Genomic DNA, 20,580 nt, shown 5'->3' with positions numbered 1-20,580 from the left:
TTCAGGATTCCGGCGCTTGTCCGCCTTCGCGGCGGCGATGCCGCCACTTCGCCAGTAACGCGACGGCAATGGCTGCCGCAGCCAGCGCGATGACGTGCAACGGCGTCAGCGCGCGGCCCAGCGCCAGTTCGAACGCCTGCCCGAAGTGATAGCCGACGAAGGTGAAGGTCGCGGCCCAGACCGCCGCTGAAAGGACATTCAGCGCGAAAAACAGCGAAGCCGGAATGCGTGACAGACCGATGGTGACCGGCCCGACGGTGCGCAGCCCGTAAAGAAAACGAAAGACGATGCAGAACGTCTTGGGGTTTCGCTCGACAAAGTCGATCGCTCTGTGAAAGCCGGGCCGCGCCATGATCTTGTGCACCCAGGCCCCGTCGCGCCGCCAGCGGCCGAGAAGGAAGAATGCCTGATCCGCGATCATCGAGCCGAGCCAGGCGGCGGTGAAGGCGGCCAGGGGGCTGACCGCACCATGCCGCGCAACGATCCCGCCAATCACAACTGCCGTTTCGCCTTCCAGCCCCGCACCCAGCCCAATGCCGAGCGCGCCGAATTGATGGACGAAGGCGGAAAGGGTCAGGGCCATTGGTCGCCGCGCCAACATGCCACAACAGGCTCCGGCGCGCACGCCCTGAACTGGTCCGGGCCGGTCCCGAAAAAGATGCCGGCGGCAAGCCTACCGCCGGCACCTTTATCAGACTGAACGCGGTCGACGCGTCATACCAAGGCGCTAAGATGCTGACGCATCACGCCTTGGAAATGTTCAAGCGCCACACCGGCTTAACCAAAGCCCGATGAGTCAAGCTCATCGCGCTGTGGTATCAGATCGCGTTGCGGGCCGCCTCGCGCGCTTCCTTGTAGCGTTCGCGGCGGAAGGATTCGATCTTGACCCGCTCGTCGTAACCGGGATCTTGCGGATAGTCGCGATAGTCGCCCAGCACTTCCTGGAAGTATTCGGCCAGTTCTTCCTTGTGGTCGGGCATCGGGAAGATATAGGCTTGGTTCTCGCGCATGCCCTGCAGGATGCGTTCGGCGATCACGTCCGGCTCCATGCCCACTTCGTGCATCCCGGCAAGCTGCTTCACCCCTTCGGTGTTCACCGGCTTCGCCCCGTCCATCAGTTCCTTGGGGCGGATGTCGTCGCTGGCGTAGATCAGGCTCTTCACCAGCCCCGGACAGACGCACGATACGCCGATGCCCTTGGGCGCCAGCGAATAGCGCAGGCTTTCCGAAAGCCCGCGAACCGCGAACTTGGTGGTGTTGTAGATGCCGGGCGAACCGCTTGCCAGCCAGCCCGCCATCGACGCGGTGTTGACGATATAGCCGCCCTTGCCGTGTTCGATCATGCGCGGGGCGAAGGTCATGCAGCCGTTGATCGGGCCGTGCAGGTTTACACCCATCAGCCAGTCCCAGTCGGACCAGCTCGATTCCTCGATCGGCTGGAACAGGTTCACGCCCGCGTTGTTGAACAGCAGCGTGACCGGGCCGAACTTCGCTTCCACTTCGTCCGCCGCGCGGGCCATGTCCTCGCGGTCGGCCACGTTGACCTTCACGCCCATCGCTTCCTGGTTGTCCAGCGTCTTCAGTGCGCGTTCGATATGGTCCTCGCGAATATCGGCGATTGCCACCTTGCAGCCCTGCGCCAGCAAGGCGCGCACAAGGCCGATGCCCACGCCGTTGGCGCCGCCGGTGACGAACGCGGTGCGTCCTGCGAAATCGATCATCGCTTCATTCCCTCTTCCATTGCCGGGTTCGCTTGTCCGGCGCTGCGGCCGGGAAGGAACTCGTTGTAAATCTTGCGGCGGCGGAACAGCCAGCGGCCGTCCACGCGCACCAGGTGGTCTTCGTAATGTCCGAAACTTGCCTTGCCGAAGCCGTCGTCGCGCCGGGCGGCCTCGAACCACGCGGCGCGGGCTTGCGCTTCGTCGCCGTTCACCGTGACGGCGACGTGCGAAAGGAAATGCCGGTGCGGCACGCCCTTGCCCATTATGTTTTCCATTGCCGCTGCAAAGCCGTTGCACATCGCGGCAAGGGCAGGGCGCCCGACGGTCGTCTCCCGCGCCCAGTCTATCCCGCCGTCCTCGGTGAAACAGGCGGCGTAGGCATCGCCGTCTCCCCAGTCGAGCGCGAAGAGATAGCGGGCCATCAGGTCCTCTATCTCCGCGCGGTCCTCGGCGTAGGTTGGCATCGGATCAGCCCCGCTCCGCCTTCAGGCGTTTCTGCCGCGCGATCTCTTCGGTGATCGCGGGGTTGCGGAACAGCATGGCGAAGGTTTCCTTGTATTCCGGGTTTTCCGGAAGGTGGTCCTGCACCGCCAGCGTCGTCGCCTCACCACGCTCGCGTACGCCCTCCAGGAATTCGCTGTGCGTAAGGATGTAAAGCTCGTCATCCAGGATGCCGCGCAGCACGCGTTCGCCCACTTCTTCCTTGGTCTGGTAGAGGTGGAAGAAGTTGCCGCCGTCCTGCCGGCGCTTGTCCGCTTCGGCATAGCCGGTTTCGGCCAGTTCGGCCGGGCGCGTCTTGCCCGCGTCGGCGATGTTCGATTGCACCGCGCCGGGGCAGAAGGCCGAACAGATCACGCCGCGCGCCTCCAGTTCGGGGCGCATGCATTCCATCATGCTGGTGACGGCCGCCTTGGTGGACGAATAGATCGTCGTGCCGCCCACGGGCACCAGAGCAGACATCGATGCGGTGCACACGATGTGACCGCCTTCGCCGTGCGACAGGAGGCGCGGCAACATGGTGACGATGCCGTTCACCGTGCCGCCCACGTTCACGCCCATCACCCAGTCCCAGTCGGCGAAAGTCGCCATCTCGGTCGGGCCGACAACGGCGACGCCCGCGTTGTTCACCAGGATGTGGATCTTGCCGAAGGTTTCCTCTGCCTTGTCCGCCGCCGCGGCAAAGGCTTCGCGGTCGGTCACGTCAAGCCGGATCGGCAGAACCTTGTCTCCGCCGTCAAGCTCGGCCCGTGCCGAATCGAGGTGGTCGTCGCGAATATCCGCGATCACCACGTTCATGCCCTGACCCAGAAGCGCCTTGGCGATTCCCAGTCCGATTCCGCTTGCGCCGCCCGTTACGAACGCTGTTTTTCCGCCAAGATCCTGCATATTCCTCTCCATTTGCCGCGCACTGTCCCTCGATCGGGACGGTGCACCGTGGCCATTTGCCGATAGTCTATTCACCAGAGCGAATTTGTATGCAAGACTAACAATCTGACGACGATTGCCAAGGGGCGGTTGCCAAGGGTGCGAAAGAGGCCCCGGCAGTTCGGGAGAGGAATGGAATGGCAGGTGGAGCGGTTCCGGCATCGCCGGGTGTGGAGATCGTAGAGCCCGAGGGCGGGGAGATTCCGGGCAAGCGCTGGCCCAGCGCGGGCGCCGCCTATTGGGCGCTGTTCGTGATTGTTTTCGCAACGTTCCTCACGTTTTTCGATCAGGTCGTGTTCGGCATGCTGGGAGAGCGGATCAAGACCGATTTCGGGCTGACCGATTCGGAGCTGGGCTTCCTTGCCGGCCCCGCCAGCATCATCTGTTACCTGTTCGTGGGCATCCCGCTGGCCCGGCTGGCGGACATCTGGCCGCGCAAATACGTGCTGGCCGGCGGCGTGGCGGTGACCGGCCTTGTCACCGCGCTGGGCGGCATGGCGCAGACCTATGTCCAGTTCATCGGCAGTCGCGTGTTTCTTGCGGCCGGGGGATCGGCGCACGCACCCAGTTCCTATTCGCTGATCGCGGATGCCTTCCCCCCGAAGAAGATCAGCCGCGCCTTCGCCTTGTTGCAGTTCGGCTTCATCGGCGGAACCACGCTGGGACCGATCCTGGGCGGGTGGCTGATCGTGGCGACGGCAAGCTGGGGCACGGGCAGCCTGATGGGGCTGCGCGTGTTTTCCTGGCAATGGATACTGATCGGGCTTGCCGTCCCCTCGTTCATCGCCGCGCTGATGTTCCTGACGGTAAAGGAGCCGGAGCGCGCCGCGCCCGTTGCCGATGTCGAGCAGCCGCCGGAAAACGCCTTGCTGGTGCGCAAGGCGGTGACGTTCATGGGCTGGGATGCGGCGAAGGCGATCCACGCGGGCGGTTATGTCTATTATCCGCTGTTTGCCGCCCTGGCACTGAGCGCGACCGAAAGTTTCGGTCTGGCCTTCTGGCGCGTCCCGTTCATGATCCGCACTTTCGGCTGGAACGAGGCGCAGATCGGCGGCGCGATCGGCCTTGTCGGGCTGATCGGATCGCTTGCCGGGCTGGTGCTGGGCGGCGCGGTCGTCGAATTTCTCGCCAAACGCCACAAGGACGCCAACGTGCGCGCGGCGTTCCTGTTCTTCTGCGGCACCACGGTCAGCACGCTGGGGGCGCTGCTTTCACCGACGGCATGGGGTTCGATCATCGGCTTCGGTATCGCCGTGATGTTCGGCCTTGCCGGAGCGGTGCCGCAGAACGCCGCGGTACAGCGCGTCGCACCCAACTCCATGCGCGGGCAGGTGACGGCGTTCTACCTGTTCATGTTCACGTTCTTCGGCGCGATGGGCAGCTTCGTGATCGGGCTGGTCTCGCAATACATCGTGGGCGATCCCGAAAAGCTGCGCGAAGCGCTGGTGATCACCGCCGCCGTGGTCCTGCCTTCGGCTTGCGTGCTGATGTACCGCGCGATGAAGCCGTACCGGAAGGAAGTTGCGCGCCTTGAAGCGCTAGGGCGTTGACAAGCCTCGCCTCGTCACGCATTTTGTAAGCAACACATACGAAATCGGGAGAGTAGGAGTATGTCCGAAGTTACGCTGCAATCGCTTGCCGCCAAGGTCGACGAGCTGGAAAAGCGCCTTGTCGTTCGTGAGGACGAGCTGGACGTGAAAAAGCTGCAGTACCTGTACGGCTACCTGATCGACAAATGCATGTACGACCAGGTGGTGGACCTGTTTACCGACGATGGCGAAGTGCGCTTCTTCGGCGGTGTGTGGAAGGGCAAGGAAGGCGTGCGCCGCCTTTATGTCGATCGTTTCCGCAAGCGTTTCACGCACGACAACAACGGCCCGATCGACGGCTTCCTGCTCGATCACCCGCAGATCCAGGCGATCGTCGATATCGATCCCGACGGCGTTACCGCCAGGTTGCGCGGCCGTTCGACCATGCAGGCCGGCCGTCACGAGGATTATACCGATCCCGACAATCCCGCGATGGGCGCGCGCCAGTGGTGGGAAGGCGGCCTTTACGAGAACACCTACAGGAAGGGCGCCGACGGCAAGTGGCGCATCCACGTTCTCAACTACTTCCCGCACTGGCATGCCGATTTCGAAACCGGCTGGGCGCACACCAAGGCCGAATACGTGCCGTTCCCCAAGGTGCTCTATCCCGAAGATCCCAGCGGCCCCGACGCACTGATCGAGGACCACTGGCTGTGGCCCACGCACAAGCTGCTGCCTTTCCACATGAAGCACCCGATCACCGGCGAAGACATGGTGGCCCAGCGCTGGCAGGGCGATATCGACCGCGCCAAGGCCAAGGCCAACGCCTGAGCTAGCGCCGGTCGCGGTCCCGGAGGAATGCGGGACCGCGACCGGCCAGGTGCATTGCCAGGACTACAGCGATCCCGGTTGTCGCCGGGATGACGGAGGGATGTGATGGAATACCCCGCGCTCCACATGATCATCGACGGCGAAAAAGTGTCCGGCGGCGGCCGGCGCACGTTCGACGTGGTCAATCCCGCAACGGGCGAACGGCTGGGCGAACTGCCGCTGGCGGACGCGGCCGACCTCGACCGTGCGCTGGAAACCGCGCGCGAAGGTTTCCGCATCTGGCGCGAATCGACGCCGCAGCAGCGTGCCGCCGTGCTCCAGGGCGCGGCGCGCCTGATGCTGGAACGCCAGGAAGACCTGGCCCGCGTCGCCACGATGGAAGAGGGCAAGCCGCTCGCCGAAAGCCGCATCGAAGTGCTGATGAACGTCGGCCTGTTCAACTTCTATGCGGGCGAGGTGTTCCGCATCTATGGCCGTGCGCTGGTGCGGCCCACCGGCATGCGCTCCACCGTGATGCACCAGCCTGTGGGCGTGGTCGCGGCCTTCGCGCCATGGAACTTCCCGCTGGGCAACCCCGGCCGCAAGCTGGGCGCGCCGATTGCCGCGGGCTGTTCGGTGATCCTGAAATCGGCGGAAGAAACGCCCGCATCGGCGCTGGGCGTGCTCCAGTGCCTGCTCGATGCGGGACTGCCGAAGCAGGTTGCGCAGGCGGTGTTCGGCGTGCCCGATGAAGTGAGTCGCCACCTGCTGGCCAGCCCCATCGTGCGCAAGCTTTCGTTCACCGGATCGACCGTTGTGGGCAAGCACCTGGCGAAGCTTGCGGCGGACGACATGAAGCGCACCACCATGGAACTGGGCGGCCACGGCCCGGTGCTGGTGTTCGACGATGTCGATGTGGACCGCGTGCTCGATACGATGGTGCCGCACAAGTATCGCAACGCCGGCCAGGTCTGCGTCAGCCCGACGCGCTTCATCGTGCAGGATGCGGTGTTCGAAAAGTTCCGCACCGGCTTTGCCGAACGCGCATCCGCGCTGAAGATCGGCAACGGTCTTGAGGACGGGACGCAGATGGGCCCGATGGCAAACCCGCGCCGGCCCGAAGCGATGGACCGCATGATCGGCGATGCTATCGCGAAGGGCGCAACGCTGCACACCGGCGGAAAGCGCGTGGGCAACGCCGGGTATTTCTATGCGCCGTCCGTGCTGTCCGACATCTCGCTGGACGCGGAAATCATGAACGAAGAGCCGTTTGGCCCGGTCGCGCTGATCAACCGCTTCACCAGCGAGGACGCGATGATCGAGGAAGCGAACCGCTTGCCCTATGGCCTTGCCGCCTATGCCTGGACGCAGGATTCCAAGCGCCAGCAGCGCCTGATGCGCGATGTGGAAAGCGGGATGCTGGGCATCAATTCCACCATGATCGGCGGGGCGGACAGTCCGTTCGGCGGGGTCAAGTGGTCGGGCCACGGGCACGAGGACGGCCCCGAAGGGCTGATGGCATGCCTTGTGACGAAGGCCGTGCACGAAGGGTGAAGGTGGCGCCGCCCGGGCGCCCTTCGATGAGATCGGGGCGAACGGGTCTTGGGGATTGAGAACAACAACGTCCGTTCGTGCTGATTGCTGCGCCTGTCGAAGCACCGAAGCACGTTCGCGCTGATCTTGCGGAGAGGATATATGACCCACGAACTGAAAACCGGCGGCGATCGCGGCTATCTGCGCATCGCGACCGAGGAAGCCTTTGCCACGCGCGAACAGGTGGACGTGTTCCTGCGCATGGTGCGCGACGGCACGGCGGACAAGGGCATGGTCTCGCTCTGGGGGTTCTATGCCACCAGTCCGTCCGAACGCGCGACACAGATCATGGACCGGCTGCTCGACCTTGGCGACATGCGCATCCGGCACATGGACGAAACCGGGATCGACAAGGCGATCCTCGCGCTTACCAGTCCCGGCGTTCAGCCGATGCTCGACACCGAAGAGGCAAAGGGCATCGCGCGGCGCGCGAATGATACGCTGGCCGAGGCTTGCGCGAAGCACCCGGACCGCTTCATCGGCATGACCGCGGTTGCTCCGCAAGACCCGGAATGGTCCGCCGCCGAAATCCGCCGCGGCGCGAACGAACTTGGCTTCAAGGGCGTTCAGATCAACAGCCACACGCAAGGCCACTACCTTGACGAGGCGCAGTTCGACCCGATCTTCCGCGCGCTTTCCGATACCGGGCAACTGCTCTACATCCATCCGGCGACGCTGCCCGACGAGATGATGGGCGGGATGATCGACGCCGGGCTGGATGGCGCGGTGTTCGGTTTCGCGGTGGAAACCAGCTATCACCTGCTGCGCCTTGTCACGACCGGGATCTTCGATCGCTATCCCGATCTTCAGATAATGGCCGGGCACGGGTGTGAGGCGCTGCCCTATTGGCTCTATCGCACAAACTATATGTTCAACGCGGGCGTGCGGTCGAACAGGTATGAGCGGTTGAAGCCGCTGAAACACGACCTGTTCCACTATATGCGCAACAACTTCCTCGGCACCTGTTCGGGCCTGCCGTTTGAACCGGCGATCAAGCTGATGATCGATGTGATGGGCGAGGACCGGGTGCTCTACGCGATGGATTATCCATACGAATACGTGGCTGATGAAGTGCGCGCGATGGATAACCTGGCCATTACTGACGCGCAGAAGAAGAAGTTCTTCCAGACCAACGCGGAACGCTGGTTCAAGCTGTGAGCCAACCCGGATCGAAGGTCGCGAAGGGCGGCTGGTATGCGCTGGCGCTGGTTTCGATAACCCAGCTTCTGAGCCTGCTCGACCGCAACATCCTTGCGATCCTTGCACCGCGAATTAAGGCTGATCTGCACATCGGCGATGCCGAGATGGGGCTGCTTTACGGCACGGTGTTCGCGCTGTTCTATGCGCTGTTCTCGCTGCCGCTGGGCCGGCTGGCCGATGGCTGGCTGCGCACGCGGCTGCTGGCGATCTGTATCTCGTTCTGGTCGGTTTCCACCGCGCTGGCGGGCTTTGCCAGCGGGTTTGCCATGCTGGCGCTGTCGCGGCTGGGCGTGGGGATCGGCGAGGCGGCGGCCCAGCCTGCGGGGACGAGCCTTGTCTATGACTATTTCCCAAAGCCCCGGCGCGGGCTTGCCATGGCGGTCATGGCGGCGGCCATCGCGGTGGGTCTGGGACTGTCCTCCATCCTTGGCGGCGTGGCGGCGGACTGGTGGGACGCGCGCTATGGCGGAGGCGGCGCGGCGGCACCGCTGGGGCTGGCGGGCTGGCAGTTCGCTTTCCTTGTCGCTTCTTCTCCCGGCCTGCCGCTGGCCTTTTTCCTGTGGCGGATGAAAGAGCCGGTGCGCGGCGCGATCGACGGGCTGCCCACGCCGCACGATCCGCACCCGTTCCGTGCCAGCGCGGGTGTGCTGGGGTCGGTCACGCCCGGATCGCACTGGCTTTCGATGGCGCGGCGCGGGGCTGGCGGGAAGCAATGGTTGTTCAACCTGATTGCGCTGGCGCTGATCGTTGCGGGAATGGCGGTCGCCATAAACATCGGCAACGCGCTGTCCCCGCGCGCGCCGCTGCACATCGGCGGCGTCCCGGTCAATGCGCACGTGCTGCAATGGGGTGTGGTGGGCTTCGGCGTTTTCGTGGTGGTCAACCTGATCCAGTCGCTGAAACTGTCCGATCCGACCGCGCACGCGGTGATGGCCTCGCCATCGCTGGTGCTGTGCATGGCGGCGGGATCGCTGCAGATGATCATCAACTATGGCGTGATGGGCTTCACGCCGATGTTCCTGATGAAAAGCTATGGCCTGTCGCCAGCCGAAACCGGCGTGCAGTTCGGCCTGCTGGCAGGCGCGATCGGCGTGATCGGGCCGATGATTTCCGGCCCGGTTTCCGATTGGGCGGCCGCGAAAGTGCCCGGCACCGGGCGCGTGTGGCTGGCGTTCTTTTCGATGGGCGTTTCGCCGCTGATGGCGCTGTGGGTCTATACCGCGGCCGATCCCGCCGCGTTCTATTTGCGCTTCACGCTTTACAGCCTTGTGCTGACGATGTGGCTGCCCCCGCTTTATGCGACGCTTTACGATCAGGTGCTGCCCCGGATGCGCGGCATCACGGCATCGACCTATATCATCGTGTCGACAATTTGCGGGCTGGGCACCGGGCCGTATCTGGTCGGCCTGATCAGCGATGCCCATGGCGGCGACCTTTCGTTCGCCATCCGCTCGGTCAACTGGGTCGGCCTGCCGATCGCCGCGATGCTGCTGGTGCTGGCCTTGCGCGTAAAAGGGGACGAGGCGCGCGTGGTGGAACGGGCGAGGGCCGCCGGCGAGCCGGTCTGACGAAATGAGAGCGGGCGCTTACAGCACCCGCCAGACCCAGAGCTTGATACCCGCCGGATAGCGCGCGCCAGAGCAGATGAAGATCGACCGGTTCATCCATTCGTACTTGCCCTTGGGCGCGATGAACTCCGGCACGGTGCGGAAATAGTATTCGGCCGGGTCCACGTCCTCGCCCGCCGCAAGCCGCGCCATAACTTCTGGCGGGCCGTGGCGCAGCCCCTTGTTGCGGATCTGGATTACGACGCCGTCGTCCGTTTCGATCGCATAGAGCGCGTCGGCCACGGTTACCCCGTCCGCGCGGGTCAGTTGCCAGTCGGCGCTGTTGCCCACCAGCCTGCCCTTGATGAGCGGCCCTTCCACGCGCCCGCCGCCCACGATGGGGATGATGCGGCGCGACCCGTCATAGGTCTCGCCGATCTGGCGCGGCGGTTCCAGGTCGCCTGTGGCTTCGTAAACGAATTCGAGGTCTGGCTTGATCATTGTTCTCCTCTCCCGCTTGCGGGAGGGGCGGGGGTGGGCGAAACGTGCGCCGACCCCCGCAAATGCCCACCCCGCTGCGACTAAAGCATTTTCAGAAAAAGTGGATCCGGTTTCTCGGTTCGAAAATGCGTAAAAACAAACAGCTACAGCATTGCTTCTGATTCAACCTTTAAGCGCAATGCTGTAGCCCCGCTTGCGCGGGGACAAGTCTCGCTCCCCTCCCGCAGGCGGGAGGGGGTTGGATTATGCTGCTTCCGTTTCCAGCAGGCCGACTTCTTCCGCATTGGCCCAGTTGCCGTGCAGGCCAAAGCGCAGGCGGATCGGGATGTGCACGGTCGCAACCGGGCCTTTTTCGATGTCGAGCGCATCGAAGATCAGCAGGTCGCTGTTGTGATCCTCCAGCCTGTTGCAGACCTGAACGATCCAGCCATCGCCTTCGGGCGCGTCCTTGGAGCGCGGGACGAAGGCCGGTTCCTGAAGCGAGCTGACCGGGCCGCACCACCAGTGCTGTTCCTTGCCGGTTTCCAGATCCTTCAGAAACAGGCAGTTCATCAACAGCCCGCCCGCGCTGCCGCCCTTCAGTTCCACCGGGCGCTTCATGTCCATTTCCAGCCCCCAGCCATAGCGGGTCTTCTTGCCGGTGAAGCGATCGTCGATGCGCGGGAATTCGCTGGCGGTATCGGTCAGCTGCGTGATCGAATCGAAATCCTCGCCGTTGGATGCCATGTCCACGGTCCAGTCGGTCAGGTGGCTCATCGCCTCAAGCCCGTTGAACGGCTCGCCATGAACGTCGGGGAAGAAGGGGAACATGTTGTTCTTCGCCTCGGGCACGATGAAGTGGACCTTGGTGCCTTCCTGCCAGGCGTTGAGCACGTGTGACGCGAAGCAGTTGTCGCGCTTGAACCAGCGGATGTCTTCCTGCTTCAGATCGTCGCGGCGCGGAATGATGCCCAGATAGACCGGCATCGTGGTGTCGAAGCCGAAATGCGGCAGGCCCTTTTCCAGCCGTTCCCAGCTGCCGATCGACGGCACGACGTGAAGCACGAGGTAATCCTCGGTAATCCCGAAGTCGTGCATCATGCAGTAATAGGGAACCTTGAACCATATCTCGCGAACCAGCTCGCCTTCGGGGTTCACTTCCATATAGGCGCAATCGTCCGAACACAGCGCGCTGGCGGCATAGCCGATGGCGACCATGTTGCCGGTGTTCGGGTCGATCTTGGGATGCGCGGTGAAGGTCATGGACTTCATCTTGCCGCCCCAGGTGGCGAATTCCCCGCTCTCCATCGTGGCAGGGTCCATCAGCAGGGCGGGGCTGTCTTCCTTCATCGCCCACAGCTTGCCGGCATAGATCCAGGCGTTGGTGTTTGCGGTGGAGCGGATGCGGCCCTTCACCGATTCGTCGTCCGTCAGCGGATTGCGATAGGCGCCGAACAGCGCCTTGCCCGCTTCGTGTTCCAGCTTCCACTTGTCGGTTTTCGCCCAGCGCTGGCGGAAATCCACCTGTCCGTCGTGGATGTGGAAGCGGGTGATCATGCCGTCGCCGTTGAAGGCGATGTCGTCGGCAAGGCGCGGCGGAAACTGCGGGTCGGGCTGGACGCGATAGAACGCGCCGTTTAAGCCCTGCGGGATCGTACCCTCGTGCGCGAGGTCGACGATATCCGCCTCGATCCTCGACGGTGTGTTGAATCCGGTGAAACTAGGTGTTTGTGGAAATTCGGCCATGGCATCCTCCTCGTGCAGATTGTATGTGATACAAACAAATAAACAAGGACGATTGGGGGCGAGGCATTGATCAAGGACAAATTCGAAGACGCGGTGACTCCGGTGGACCACGACGATGGCGACATCGGCCAGATCAACGAGATTCTGGGCTTTCACATCCGTCTCGCGCATGGCGCATGCCTTCGCCACTTCACGGAAACTTTCGCCGATCTGGACCTTACGCAGAAGCAGGTATCGGTTCTGTGGCTGGTGGACGATCATCCCGGAATCGCACAGACGGACCTTGCCCAACGCCTCAGGATGGATCGTGCGACCACGATGGCGATCATCAATCGCCTGCAGGCCAAGCACTATCTGCGTCGTGACCGTTCACCGACCGATGGGCGCAAACAGGCGCTGTTCCTTGAGCCGGAAGGCATTCGGGTGCTGGCCGAAGCGAAGAAGGCCATTGGCGAGCATGAAGCCTGGGTGAAAAGCCGCTTCACCGACAAAGAAGTGAAAGTGCTGATGGAAATGCTGTCGCGAATTCACGAATAGTCGCAAGCAGGCACTGGATTTTGAGCGAATTCGCGGGGAGAGGATTGGACAGATGAACAGCTCGGTGGGCGTGCGCGATCCGCAAGGCGTGATTGATGAAAACCCGATGGGTATCCGGCAGGGCATTGTCGTTGCGCTGATGATTGCGCTTAACGCGCTTGACGGATTCGACGTGCTTTCCAGCGCCTTCGCCTCTGTCGGCATCTCGAAGGAATGGGGCATCGACCGCGAAGCGCTGGGCATCGTGCTGTCCGCCGAGCTGGTCGGCATGGGCGTCGGCTCCGTGTTGCTGGGCGGCATGGCCGACCGGTTCGGCCGCAAGCTGACGATGCTGGCCTGTCTGGTGGTCATGGCGATCGGCATGTATCTGGCGCACGCGGCACAGGCGGTTGCGCCGATCACGGCGTGGCGCTTCATCACGGGTATCGGCATCGGCGGGATGCTGGCTGCCACCAACGCGGTCGTTGCCGAAAGCACCAGCCAGTCGGGCCGCAGCCTTTCCATGGCGCTTTACGTGATCGGCTATCCGCTGGGCGGCGTGTTCGGCGGAATCGCGGCGAAGGAATGGCTGCTTGTCTATTACGACTGGCGCGCGGTCTTCCTGTTCGGCGCGGCCTGCACCGCGGTTATGATCCCGCTGGTCATGCTGCTGGTGCCTGAAACCCCCGCGTTCTATGCCGCGCGCCGGCCCGAAGGCGCGGTGGAGAGGATCAACCGGTCGCTCAAGGCATTGGGCAAGCCGCTGATAAGCGCACTCCCGGCCATTTCTCCGACAGCGGCCAGGCCGAAGGTTTCCGATATCCTGACCAACCCGAAGCTGCGCCCGGTCACTCTGTTGCTGGCCTTCGGATATATGTTCCACACCATCACGTTCTATTTCATCCTCAAGTGGGCGGTGAAGATCGTGGCCGACTATCCGCCCGGCTATTCGCAGCCCGATGCGTCAAGCGTGCTGCTTTGGGCAAACGTGGGCGGCGCGCTGGGCGGGTTCCTGTTCGGCTTCCTGATGAAGCGCTGGCAGATCAAGGCGCCGACCATCGCCATGCTGGCGCTGGGCGTGATCGCGGTAATCTGGTTCGGCACAGGCCACCCCACCCTGCTGGGCTGGCGCGCGGCCGCATCGTTCGCGATGTTTGCCACCAACGCGGCGATCGTGGGCTTTTATGCCGCCTTCGCGCTGGGTTTTCCGGCCTATGCGCGCGCGACCGGCACGGGCTTTGTACTGGGCATCGGGCGGTTCGGTGCGGCAGGCTCTCCTATTATCGCGGGCTTCCTGTTCAAGACGCTGGGGAACGACCAGTTGCTGGCCGTTTCCGCCATCATGTCGCTCGGCTCTGCCATAGCCCTCATCCTGTTCGCGCTGTTGCCGTTGCAGGATGCGGACAAGCTGGGGCTGGAAGAGATGCCTGCGGGCGAGCCGCTGGATTGACGGCGCCGACCGCAGGATTGTAAGTGCCGCATACAAAATTTCATTGATAGGAGCATCGCCATGAAAACGCGTGCCGCCGTCGCCTTCGAGGCGAAGAAGCCGCTCGAAATCGTCGAGGTCGACCTGGAAGGCCCCAAGGAGGGCGAAGTCCTGGTAGAGATCATGGCGACCGGCATCTGCCACACAGACGCCTATACGCTCGACGGGTTGGACAGCGAGGGCATTTTCCCCTCGATCCTTGGCCACGAAGGCGCGGGCATCGTGCGTGAAGTGGGGCCGGGCGTAACCAGCGTGAAGCCGGACGATCACGTGATCCCGCTCTACACGCCGGAATGCCGCCAGTGTAAATCGTGCCTTTCGGGCAAGACCAACCTGTGCACCGCGATCCGCGCCACGCAGGGGCAGGGGCTGATGCCCGACGGCACCAGCCGCTTTTCCTACAAGGGGCAGCAGATTTTCCACTACATGGGCTGCTCGACGTTCAGCAACTTCACCGTCCTGCCGGAAATCGCGGTTGCCAAGATCCGTGAAGACGCGCCGTTCAAGACCAGCTGCTATGTCGGCTGCGGCGTGACCACGGGTGTTGGCGCGGTGATCAATACCGCCAAGGTGCAAGTGGGCGACAACGTGGTGATCTTCGGCCTGGGCGGCATCGGGCTGAACGTGATCCAGGGCGCGAAGCTGGCGGGCGCGAACAAGATCATCGGCGTGGACCTCAACCCCGACCGCGAGGAATGGGGCCGCAAGTTCGGCATGACCGACTTTCTCAACACCACGGGGATGAGCCGCGAGGACATCGTGGCAAAGATCGTGCTGATGACCGATGGCGGCGCGGACTACACCTTCGATGCCACCGGTAACACCGAAGTGATGCGCACCGCGCTGGAAGCCTGCCACCGCGGCTGGGGCACCAGCATCATCATTGGCGTGGCCGAAGCGGGCAAGGAAATCAGCACGCGTCCTTTCCAGCTCGTCACCGGCCGCAACTGGCGCGGCACCGCGTTTGGCGGGGCCAAGGGCCGTACCGACGTTCCCAAGATCGTGGACATGTACATGAACGGCAAGATCCAGATCGACCCGATGATTACCCACGTCATGGGTCTGGAAGAGATCAACACCGCATTCGACCTGATGCACGCGGGCAAGTCGATCCGCAGCGTCGTGGTTTTCTGAGGTATTACGGAGAGACAAAACAGATGTTTACGCACAGCTTCCTTGGCACCAACGACGTGCCGCGTTCGCGCAAGTTCTATGACGCGGTGATGAGCACACTGGGCTATACCGGCGCGCCGCTGCCGCATGGCACCGCCTATGGCAGCCCCACCGGCGCGCTGATCGTGGCGACGCCGCGCAACGGCGAATCGCACACCGTCTCCAACGGCCATACGCTGGGCTTCGTCGCGAAGGACGCGGCGACGGTCGATGCGTGGCACGCGGCGGGTCTTGCCAACGGCGGAACGGACGAAGGCGCGCCGGGCGTGCGCGAACAGTCGCCGGGCCAGCAGTACGGCGCCTACCTGCTCGATCCGGACGGCAACAAGATCTGCGTGTTCGCGCCGAACCCCAACGCGGCTTGATAAATGGCGAGGCGGGGAGGGCGATCGCGTCCTCTCCGCCGCGTCGCGTCAGGTTGACGCGCCCAGCCTGGCCCGCTTGTGGCCGGGCGCGATGCGTGACGGCTGGGCCGAGCGATTGTTGGTCAATCCGCCCTTGCGGATCGCTTCGAGCACGATCTCGCCCGAAATGGGCGCATCGAACATGACGCCGCACGAATCGTCGTTGGCCCACGCCACGGTGAAAAAGACCTCGTAATATCCCCACTTCAGCATGCCCGGCGTGCCGACCATCGGCGGGTCGGCAAGGCTGATGCCCGCGCCATATTCGGATATGTCGGCCAGCCACACCGCCTGGTCGCCGCCGGCGGTATGGAATTGCGCGGGCAGGTTGATCCGGTTGCGCAGGGCGATCCGGCGCTCTTCGTGCACCTGCCCCTCGGCATCTTCATAAACACCGAGACGCGCCCAATTGTCGCACCTGTCATCGGCCTCTGTAATCAGCGAGCCGTAGTATTTCTGGTTTTCGGCCAGCTTTCGGCAAACGCCTTCCCGCGCCGCTTCGCCCACCATGTTCGGTGCCCAGAAACAGCAGAGCTTGCACGACGGTGCCGGCGGCGTTGGCGAATTTCCATCACCCATGCGAGCGATTTCCCGAATCACAACAATTACGAAATCACATCGCAAGTCGGTAAATTCCGGGTGAACCGGTATGGTTAGCCCTTGGGCAAGGACGTTTCAGGAGGAGCAGCATGTTGCCACATTACGCCATTCCCGCGACGCCCACCCGTCACTTCGCGCTGATGCCGCCGTCCACTTTCAGTTCCGCGCCGGTCACGAACTTGCTCTCGTCGCTGGCGAGGTAGAGCACGGCATTGGCGATGTCGTTCGGTTCGCCCACGCGGTTCAGCGGGATCTGGCGCGCCAGCTTGCCCATGATCACGTCCTTGGGGTGCCCGCTGCTCTTGGTCATGCCGTCAAGGATCGGCGTGTCGATGAAAGTGGGGTGGACAGAGTTGCAACGGATGTCCCAGCCCATCTTCGCGCAATAGAGCGCGACCGATTTCGAAAGCATCCACACCGCCGCCTTGCTGGCGTTATAGCCGGGCATGGTATCGCTGGCGATCAGGCCAGCGATGGAACTGATGTTGACGATCGATCCGGGCTGGGTGTCCTTCATCAGCGGCAGCGCGGTCTGGCAGCCCAGGAACACGCTGTCGACGTTGACCGAAAAGCCGCGCTTCCATTCTTCCAGCGTGCAGGTTTCGATGTTGCCGCGCACGCCGATGCCGGCGTTGTTCACCAGGATGGAAAGCCCGCCCATGGCCTCGGTCGCAAGATCGATGGCGGCCTTCCAGTCGGCCGGGTCGGCAACGTCGTGGCGCAGCGAAAACGCGGTTCCCGCGCCGTGGGCGTCGTTGATTTCGGCCGCGACGGCAGCAACGCCTTCGGCATTGATATCGGTCAGCAGGACTTGCGCGCCTTGTTTCGCCAGCATTTTCGCGGTTGCCGCGCCCAGCCCCTGTGCGGCGCCGGTTACCAGCGCCTTCTTGCCTTCAACACGTCCCATCAAGCCCTCCCGAGGATGTCCTGTCCCAGCAGCATCAGCAACCGCACGTCGATCGCCTTGCCGTCGTTTCGGTGGGTTTCGATGAAATGTCCGATCCCTGCAAGGGGAACGTGATGCACGGTGATGTCCTCATGCTCTGTCCCGCCGCCTTCGGATACGCGTTCAAGGTCGAAGGCGCGGATCAGCGAGAAGCTTTCGCTGACCATGCCGGGCGAGGAATAGAAATCACCGATCAGTTCAAGCCGTCCGGCGCGATATCCGGTTTCCTCTTCCAGTTCGCGCGCGGCGGCGGCGGTGGCCTGTTCGTCCTTCGCGGAGTCGTCGTCTCCGATCAGCCCGGCGGGAAGCTCTATGCACCGGCGGCCAAGCGGCACGCGGTACTGTTCCACCAGGATCACCTTGTCGTCATGGTCGATGGCCAGGATCACCGCCGCACGGATGTCGCGCGCGCGGCTGACATATTCCCATCGGCCCTTCTTTTTCGCGATGACGAAGCGGCCCTCCCACATCACTTCTTCGGGGGCGTTTGCGTCGGGGTCGCTCATGGCACGGGTCACACTTCTATAAGACGGTCGGGCAGCTCGTTCACGTCGTCGGCGGCGCGCGGAAGGTGTTCGGCCAGCACTTCGCCAACCTTTTCAACCGCTGCCGCCATGCCTTCTGCAATGCGGCGATCGCGGATGTGTTCCAGCATGGCGTGCATCGCCGCGCCCCATTCATCGGGCGAAACGCGAGAGGCGATGGCTTCGTCCGCGATGATTTCAGCGCGATGTTCGCGCAGCGAAAGATAGATCAGGATGCCCGTGCGCCCGTGGGTGCGGCGTTCCGCGCCCACCTTGAAGCAGGTGAGCGCGCGGGCGTGGACGCGGGCCGAACGCACCGGGCCGGGCACCAGGAAAAAGCGCAGCGGCTTCCACAATTGCAGCAGCGTCATGCCCGCGAACTTCAACGAGACGACGGTCAGGGCAAGCCCCAGCACCGCGCGCGGCGTCCATTCCACCGCCCAGAGGCCGAAGACCCGTTCGAACAACGACAGGTAGAAACCGGGCGCCAGTTCCAGCACGGCCAGCGCCAGGAACGCGACAAACGCGCTCCACGCCAGCGCCACATCCCAGTATCCGTCGGACTGCGTGCTGACGATCGTCACGATTTCGCCAGAGGTATTGTCCTCCGCCCTGGCAACGGCGCTGCGGACAATCTCGTGATCCGCCTTGGTAAGCGGCTTGAAGGCCATGTCGTCTCTCCCCCGCGCCTACCAGCTGCCGCTTGCGCCGCCGCCGCCGAAGCTGCCGCCACCACCGGAGAACCCGCCGCCACCGCCAAAGCCGCCGCCTCCGCCGCCCCAGCCGCCGCCTCCGCCCCAGCCGCCGCCGGGAAAGATCATCACGCCGGGGCCGCGGCCATAGCGTCGCCCGCCGCCGCGCATCGCGCGGAAAAAGGGCAGGACGAAGAAAAAGAAGAAGATGAAGAAAAACACCACCGTGCCGAAATCGAACTGCGGCTCGTTTGCCTTCTTCGCCTGTGCGGCAAGCTGCGCGGCGCGCGCCTTCGCCTGGTCCGGCGGAAGCTGGAGCTGCTGCACCAGCGCATCGACCCCGGCATCGATGCCGGCGGCCATGTCGCCTTTCCTGAATTGCGGCGTGATCTGCGTGTTGATAATCACGCTGGAAAGCGCGTCGGTTATGATGCCTTCAAGGCCGTACCCCACCTCGATCCGCACCTTGCGCTCTTTCGGGGCGACGATCAGCAGGATGCCGTCGTCGTTCGCCTTGCTGCCGATGCCCCACGCGCGGCCGAGCTGATAGCCGTAATCCGAGATGTCGTATCCCTGGAGCGAGGGCAGCGTGGCCACCACCAGCTGGTGCCCGGATTGCTGTTCCAGTGCCGCCAGCTTCGCGTCGAGCGCCTGCACTTCCCCAGCCGAAAGGATATGCGCATCGTCCACCACGCGGCCCGTCAGCTTGGGAAAGGTCGGCTCGGCCAGCGCCGGCTGGCTTGCGAAGGCCAGCACGGCAAAAAGCAGGAGGAAAAGGCGTTTCATCGCGGGCACCCCGGTGCGGGGCATCAGTTCGCCGCGGCCTGGCCGGGCTGCTGGGCGGTGTTGTCGTTGGCCGCGGGAGCGGGGGCGGGGGCCGAATCGAAGCTCACGGTCGGGGCCTGTTCCGCGCCCGGCGTGGTCGCCTGGAACGGTACCATCGGCTTGGCGCCATAGATCACCTTGGCGCCGATGATCGCCGGAAACGTGCGGATCAGCGTATTATACTGGCGTACCGCCTCGTTATAGTCGCGGCGCGCCACGGAGATGCGGTTTTCCGTGCCTTCAAGCTGGCTTTGCAGCGCAAGGAAGTTCTGGTTCGCCTTGAGGTCGGGATAGGCTTCCACCGCGACCATCAGGCGGCCGAGCCCCTGCGAAAGCTGGCCCTGCGCCTGCTGGAACGCGGCCATCTTGGCGGGATCGGTCAGGTCGTCAGCCGTAAGGGTAACGCCAGTGGCCCTTGCGCGGGCCTGCGTCACCTCGCTCAACGTCTTTTCCTCGTGCGTGGCATAGCCCTTCACCGTGGCGACCAGGTTGGGGATCAGGTCCGCGCGACGCTGGTACTGGTTCTGCACGTCGGCCCACTTGGCCTTGGCTTCCTCGTCCGCGGTGGGGATCGAGTTGATCCCGCAACCGGCAAGGCCGGCGGCGGCGGCAACGACGAACAGGAAACGCCCGATGCGGGCAAACGGGGAAGCGGCCATGGTTCCGGAAACCTCTTGTCTGGCCGGGCACACGATCCGGGGAACGGACCGCACCGGCGATGCGCTTTGCAATCGATAGCAGCCTACAAGATAACGAGCTGTATTGTGGGTTCAAGACAGTCCCGTCCGAAATGCCCGAAGCGAATGCATCTGATTTGCTCGCGAACGGCAAAGGCCCGCTTGTCGCGCCGTGCTGGCGGTGGCACACCTTCGCGCAGAGGAAGAAGGAGGACTGGCGCATGACCATGATGCAGGAATTCAAGGACTTTGTCTCGCGCGGGAACGTGCTGGACCTGGCGGTTGGCGTGATCATCGGCGCGGCCTTCGGCAAGATCGTCACCTCGCTTACGCAAAGCGTTATCATGCCGGTGATCGGCTGGCTGATGGGCGGCAAGAGCTTTACCAACCACTTCATCCTGCTGGGCACGATACCCGATACCTACAAGGGATCGCCAACCGACTATGCCGCGCTGAAGGAAGCGGGCGTGGCGATGATCGGCTATGGCGATTTCATCACCCAGTGCGTCGATTTCCTGTTCCTGGCCTGGATCATCTTCCTGATCGTGAAGGCGGCGAACAAGATGAACCCGCCCAAGGAAGCGGAAGCCGCGCCCGCGGGGCCGAGCGAGGTCGACCTGCTGAAGGAGATCCGCGACGAGCTGAAGAAAAAGGCCTGATCCGTTCGCGTGGGCGGCTTCTTT

General features: G+C 63.7%; 22 protein-coding genes. 10 read left to right on the top strand and 12 right to left on the bottom strand.

Translation table 11 applies throughout. The features are described from left to right. Window position 1 precedes the first annotated feature (1 nt). From RXV95_RS14010 to RXV95_RS13995, 4 genes are all read right to left on the bottom strand, one after another. The gene (locus RXV95_RS14010) at window positions 2-625 is read right to left on the bottom strand and encodes a DedA family protein (RefSeq protein WP_338466647.1); all 624 of its coding nucleotides are present in this window, start codon (window positions 623-625) and stop codon (window positions 2-4) included. 193 nt (window positions 626-818) lie between these two features. After that, entirely contained in the window at window positions 819-1,721 is a 903-nt protein-coding gene (locus tag RXV95_RS14005) for an SDR family NAD(P)-dependent oxidoreductase (protein WP_338466646.1), read from the bottom strand. Next, window positions 1,718-2,185, bottom strand: coding sequence for a nuclear transport factor 2 family protein (locus RXV95_RS14000; protein WP_338466645.1), 468 nt, complete (start codon window positions 2,183-2,185; stop codon window positions 1,718-1,720). Before RXV95_RS14000 ends, RXV95_RS14005 begins: the two co-directional genes overlap by 4 nt. A 4-nt stretch (window positions 2,186-2,189) precedes the next feature. After that, window positions 2,190-3,119, bottom strand: coding sequence for an SDR family NAD(P)-dependent oxidoreductase (locus RXV95_RS13995; RefSeq protein ID WP_338466644.1), 930 nt, complete (start codon window positions 3,117-3,119; stop codon window positions 2,190-2,192). A gap of 164 nt (window positions 3,120-3,283) precedes the next feature. On the opposite strand from RXV95_RS13995, the gene RXV95_RS13990 reads away from it, so the two are divergent. The 5 genes from RXV95_RS13990 to RXV95_RS13970 all read left to right on the top strand — a co-directional run bounded on the left by RXV95_RS13990 (window position 3,284) and on the right by RXV95_RS13970 (window position 9,846). Beyond that, window positions 3,284-4,696 carry an MFS transporter gene (locus RXV95_RS13990; RefSeq protein WP_338466643.1) on the top strand — a complete coding sequence of 471 codons (1,413 nt, stop codon included), beginning with the start codon at window positions 3,284-3,286 and terminating at the stop codon, window positions 4,694-4,696. A gap of 60 nt (window positions 4,697-4,756) precedes the next feature. Then, entirely contained in the window at window positions 4,757-5,506 is a 750-nt protein-coding gene (locus tag RXV95_RS13985; RefSeq protein WP_338466642.1) for a nuclear transport factor 2 family protein, read from the top strand. A gap of 105 nt (window positions 5,507-5,611) precedes the next feature. Next, window positions 5,612-7,039, top strand: coding sequence for an NAD-dependent succinate-semialdehyde dehydrogenase (locus tag RXV95_RS13980; RefSeq protein WP_338466641.1), 1,428 nt, complete (start codon window positions 5,612-5,614; stop codon window positions 7,037-7,039). 141 nt (window positions 7,040-7,180) lie between these two features. Next, window positions 7,181-8,236 (top strand): amidohydrolase family protein, encoded by a 1,056-nt coding sequence (locus RXV95_RS13975; protein WP_338466640.1) that lies wholly within the window; start codon window positions 7,181-7,183, stop codon window positions 8,234-8,236. Next, window positions 8,233-9,846 (top strand): MFS transporter, encoded by a 1,614-nt coding sequence (locus RXV95_RS13970; RefSeq protein ID WP_338466639.1) that lies wholly within the window; start codon window positions 8,233-8,235, stop codon window positions 9,844-9,846. Before RXV95_RS13975 ends, RXV95_RS13970 begins: the two co-directional genes overlap by 4 nt. An 18-nt stretch (window positions 9,847-9,864) precedes the next feature. Here RXV95_RS13970 and RXV95_RS13965 read toward each other — a convergent pair whose 3' ends face one another. Continuing rightward, entirely contained in the window at window positions 9,865-10,326 is a 462-nt protein-coding gene (locus tag RXV95_RS13965; RefSeq protein ID WP_338466638.1) for a DUF3237 domain-containing protein, read from the bottom strand. A gap of 243 nt (window positions 10,327-10,569) precedes the next feature. Next, on the bottom strand, window positions 10,570-12,051 hold the full coding sequence (locus tag RXV95_RS13960) for a carotenoid oxygenase family protein (RefSeq protein ID WP_338466637.1): 1,482 nt from the start codon (window positions 12,049-12,051) through the stop codon (window positions 10,570-10,572). Window positions 12,052-12,117: 66 nt separating this feature from the next. Here RXV95_RS13960 and RXV95_RS13955 point away from each other — a divergent pair, with 66 nt between their 5' ends. From RXV95_RS13955 to RXV95_RS13940, 4 genes are read left to right on the top strand one after another with little or no spacing between them, the layout of a single operon-like run. Next, the gene (locus RXV95_RS13955) at window positions 12,118-12,588 is read left to right on the top strand and encodes a MarR family transcriptional regulator (RefSeq protein WP_338466636.1); all 471 of its coding nucleotides are present in this window, start codon (window positions 12,118-12,120) and stop codon (window positions 12,586-12,588) included. Between the two features lie 52 nt (window positions 12,589-12,640). Further along, window positions 12,641-14,017: an MFS transporter gene (locus tag RXV95_RS13950; RefSeq protein ID WP_338466635.1), complete on the top strand. Its 1,377-nt coding sequence runs from the start codon at window positions 12,641-12,643 to the stop codon at window positions 14,015-14,017. Between the two features lie 60 nt (window positions 14,018-14,077). After that, window positions 14,078-15,190 carry an S-(hydroxymethyl)glutathione dehydrogenase/class III alcohol dehydrogenase gene (locus tag RXV95_RS13945; RefSeq protein ID WP_338466634.1) on the top strand — a complete coding sequence of 371 codons (1,113 nt, stop codon included), beginning with the start codon at window positions 14,078-14,080 and terminating at the stop codon, window positions 15,188-15,190. A 23-nt stretch (window positions 15,191-15,213) separates the two neighbouring features. Then, a complete protein-coding gene (locus tag RXV95_RS13940) occupies window positions 15,214-15,594 on the top strand; it encodes a VOC family protein (RefSeq protein ID WP_338466633.1) in 381 nt (126 codons plus the stop codon). 48 nt (window positions 15,595-15,642) lie between these two features. On the opposite strand, the gene RXV95_RS13935 is transcribed toward RXV95_RS13940, so the two are convergent. From RXV95_RS13935 to RXV95_RS13910, 6 genes are all read right to left on the bottom strand, one after another. Continuing rightward, window positions 15,643-16,212 carry a hypothetical protein gene (locus RXV95_RS13935; RefSeq protein WP_338466632.1) on the bottom strand — a complete coding sequence of 190 codons (570 nt, stop codon included), beginning with the start codon at window positions 16,210-16,212 and terminating at the stop codon, window positions 15,643-15,645. Window positions 16,213-16,360: 148 nt separating this feature from the next. Further along, complete coding sequence (locus RXV95_RS13930) at window positions 16,361-17,140, bottom strand: SDR family oxidoreductase (protein WP_338466631.1); 780 nt, start codon at window positions 17,138-17,140, stop codon at window positions 16,361-16,363. Further along, window positions 17,140-17,685: an NUDIX hydrolase gene (locus RXV95_RS13925; RefSeq protein ID WP_338466630.1), complete on the bottom strand. Its 546-nt coding sequence runs from the start codon at window positions 17,683-17,685 to the stop codon at window positions 17,140-17,142. Before RXV95_RS13925 ends, RXV95_RS13930 begins: the two co-directional genes overlap by 1 nt. An 8-nt stretch (window positions 17,686-17,693) precedes the next feature. Beyond that, window positions 17,694-18,374 (bottom strand): hypothetical protein, encoded by a 681-nt coding sequence (locus RXV95_RS13920; RefSeq protein WP_338466629.1) that lies wholly within the window; start codon window positions 18,372-18,374, stop codon window positions 17,694-17,696. Window positions 18,375-18,392: 18 nt separating this feature from the next. Continuing rightward, on the bottom strand, window positions 18,393-19,181 hold the full coding sequence (locus tag RXV95_RS13915; protein ID WP_338466628.1) for a TPM domain-containing protein: 789 nt from the start codon (window positions 19,179-19,181) through the stop codon (window positions 18,393-18,395). A 23-nt stretch (window positions 19,182-19,204) separates the two neighbouring features. Beyond that, window positions 19,205-19,879 (bottom strand): LemA family protein, encoded by a 675-nt coding sequence (locus RXV95_RS13910; RefSeq protein ID WP_338466627.1) that lies wholly within the window; start codon window positions 19,877-19,879, stop codon window positions 19,205-19,207. A gap of 245 nt (window positions 19,880-20,124) precedes the next feature. Between RXV95_RS13910 and mscL the strand changes: the two genes are divergently transcribed. Further along, window positions 20,125-20,556, top strand: a complete 432-nt coding sequence (gene mscL / locus RXV95_RS13905) for a large conductance mechanosensitive channel protein MscL (protein ID WP_338468575.1) — start codon at window positions 20,125-20,127, stop codon at window positions 20,554-20,556. Window positions 20,557-20,580: the final 24 nt, after the last annotated feature.

It is taken from the genome of Novosphingobium sp. ZN18A2 (assembly GCF_036784765.1).
Taxonomy (GTDB): domain Bacteria; phylum Pseudomonadota; class Alphaproteobacteria; order Sphingomonadales; family Sphingomonadaceae; genus Novosphingobium.
Note: the sequence above shows the minus strand (reverse complement) of the source record. Positions and strands in the feature narration are given on the sequence as shown.

What these genes read in the sequence shown, in the direction of transcription:
- RXV95_RS14005 (WP_338466646.1), bottom strand. Translation starts at nt 1,721, where the DNA reads ATGATCGATTTCGCAGGACGCACCGCGTTCGTCACCGGCGGCGCCAAC.
- RXV95_RS14000 (WP_338466645.1), bottom strand. Translation starts at nt 2,185, where the DNA reads ATGCCAACCTACGCCGAGGACCGCGCGGAGATAGAGGACCTGATGGCC.
- RXV95_RS13995 (WP_338466644.1), bottom strand. Translation starts at nt 3,119, where the DNA reads ATGGAGAGGAATATGCAGGATCTTGGCGGAAAAACAGCGTTCGTAACG.
- RXV95_RS13990 (WP_338466643.1), top strand. Translation starts at nt 3,284, where the DNA reads ATGGCAGGTGGAGCGGTTCCGGCATCGCCGGGTGTGGAGATCGTAGAG.
- RXV95_RS13985 (WP_338466642.1), top strand. Translation starts at nt 4,757, where the DNA reads ATGTCCGAAGTTACGCTGCAATCGCTTGCCGCCAAGGTCGACGAGCTG.
- RXV95_RS13980 (WP_338466641.1), top strand. Translation starts at nt 5,612, where the DNA reads ATGGAATACCCCGCGCTCCACATGATCATCGACGGCGAAAAAGTGTCC.
- RXV95_RS13975 (WP_338466640.1), top strand. Translation starts at nt 7,181, where the DNA reads ATGACCCACGAACTGAAAACCGGCGGCGATCGCGGCTATCTGCGCATC.
- RXV95_RS13965 (WP_338466638.1), bottom strand. Translation starts at nt 10,326, where the DNA reads ATGATCAAGCCAGACCTCGAATTCGTTTACGAAGCCACAGGCGACCTG.
- RXV95_RS13960 (WP_338466637.1), bottom strand. Translation starts at nt 12,051, where the DNA reads ATGGCCGAATTTCCACAAACACCTAGTTTCACCGGATTCAACACACCG.
- RXV95_RS13950 (WP_338466635.1), top strand. Translation starts at nt 12,641, where the DNA reads ATGAACAGCTCGGTGGGCGTGCGCGATCCGCAAGGCGTGATTGATGAA.
- RXV95_RS13945 (WP_338466634.1), top strand. Translation starts at nt 14,078, where the DNA reads ATGAAAACGCGTGCCGCCGTCGCCTTCGAGGCGAAGAAGCCGCTCGAA.
- RXV95_RS13940 (WP_338466633.1), top strand. Translation starts at nt 15,214, where the DNA reads ATGTTTACGCACAGCTTCCTTGGCACCAACGACGTGCCGCGTTCGCGC.
- RXV95_RS13935 (WP_338466632.1), bottom strand. Translation starts at nt 16,212, where the DNA reads ATGGGTGATGGAAATTCGCCAACGCCGCCGGCACCGTCGTGCAAGCTC.
- RXV95_RS13930 (WP_338466631.1), bottom strand. Translation starts at nt 17,140, where the DNA reads ATGGGACGTGTTGAAGGCAAGAAGGCGCTGGTAACCGGCGCCGCACAG.
- RXV95_RS13925 (WP_338466630.1), bottom strand. Translation starts at nt 17,685, where the DNA reads ATGAGCGACCCCGACGCAAACGCCCCCGAAGAAGTGATGTGGGAGGGC.
- RXV95_RS13920 (WP_338466629.1), bottom strand. Translation starts at nt 18,374, where the DNA reads ATGGCCTTCAAGCCGCTTACCAAGGCGGATCACGAGATTGTCCGCAGC.
- RXV95_RS13915 (WP_338466628.1), bottom strand. Translation starts at nt 19,181, where the DNA reads ATGAAACGCCTTTTCCTCCTGCTTTTTGCCGTGCTGGCCTTCGCAAGC.
- RXV95_RS13910 (WP_338466627.1), bottom strand. Translation starts at nt 19,879, where the DNA reads ATGGCCGCTTCCCCGTTTGCCCGCATCGGGCGTTTCCTGTTCGTCGTT.
- mscL (WP_338468575.1), top strand. Translation starts at nt 20,125, where the DNA reads ATGATGCAGGAATTCAAGGACTTTGTCTCGCGCGGGAACGTGCTGGAC.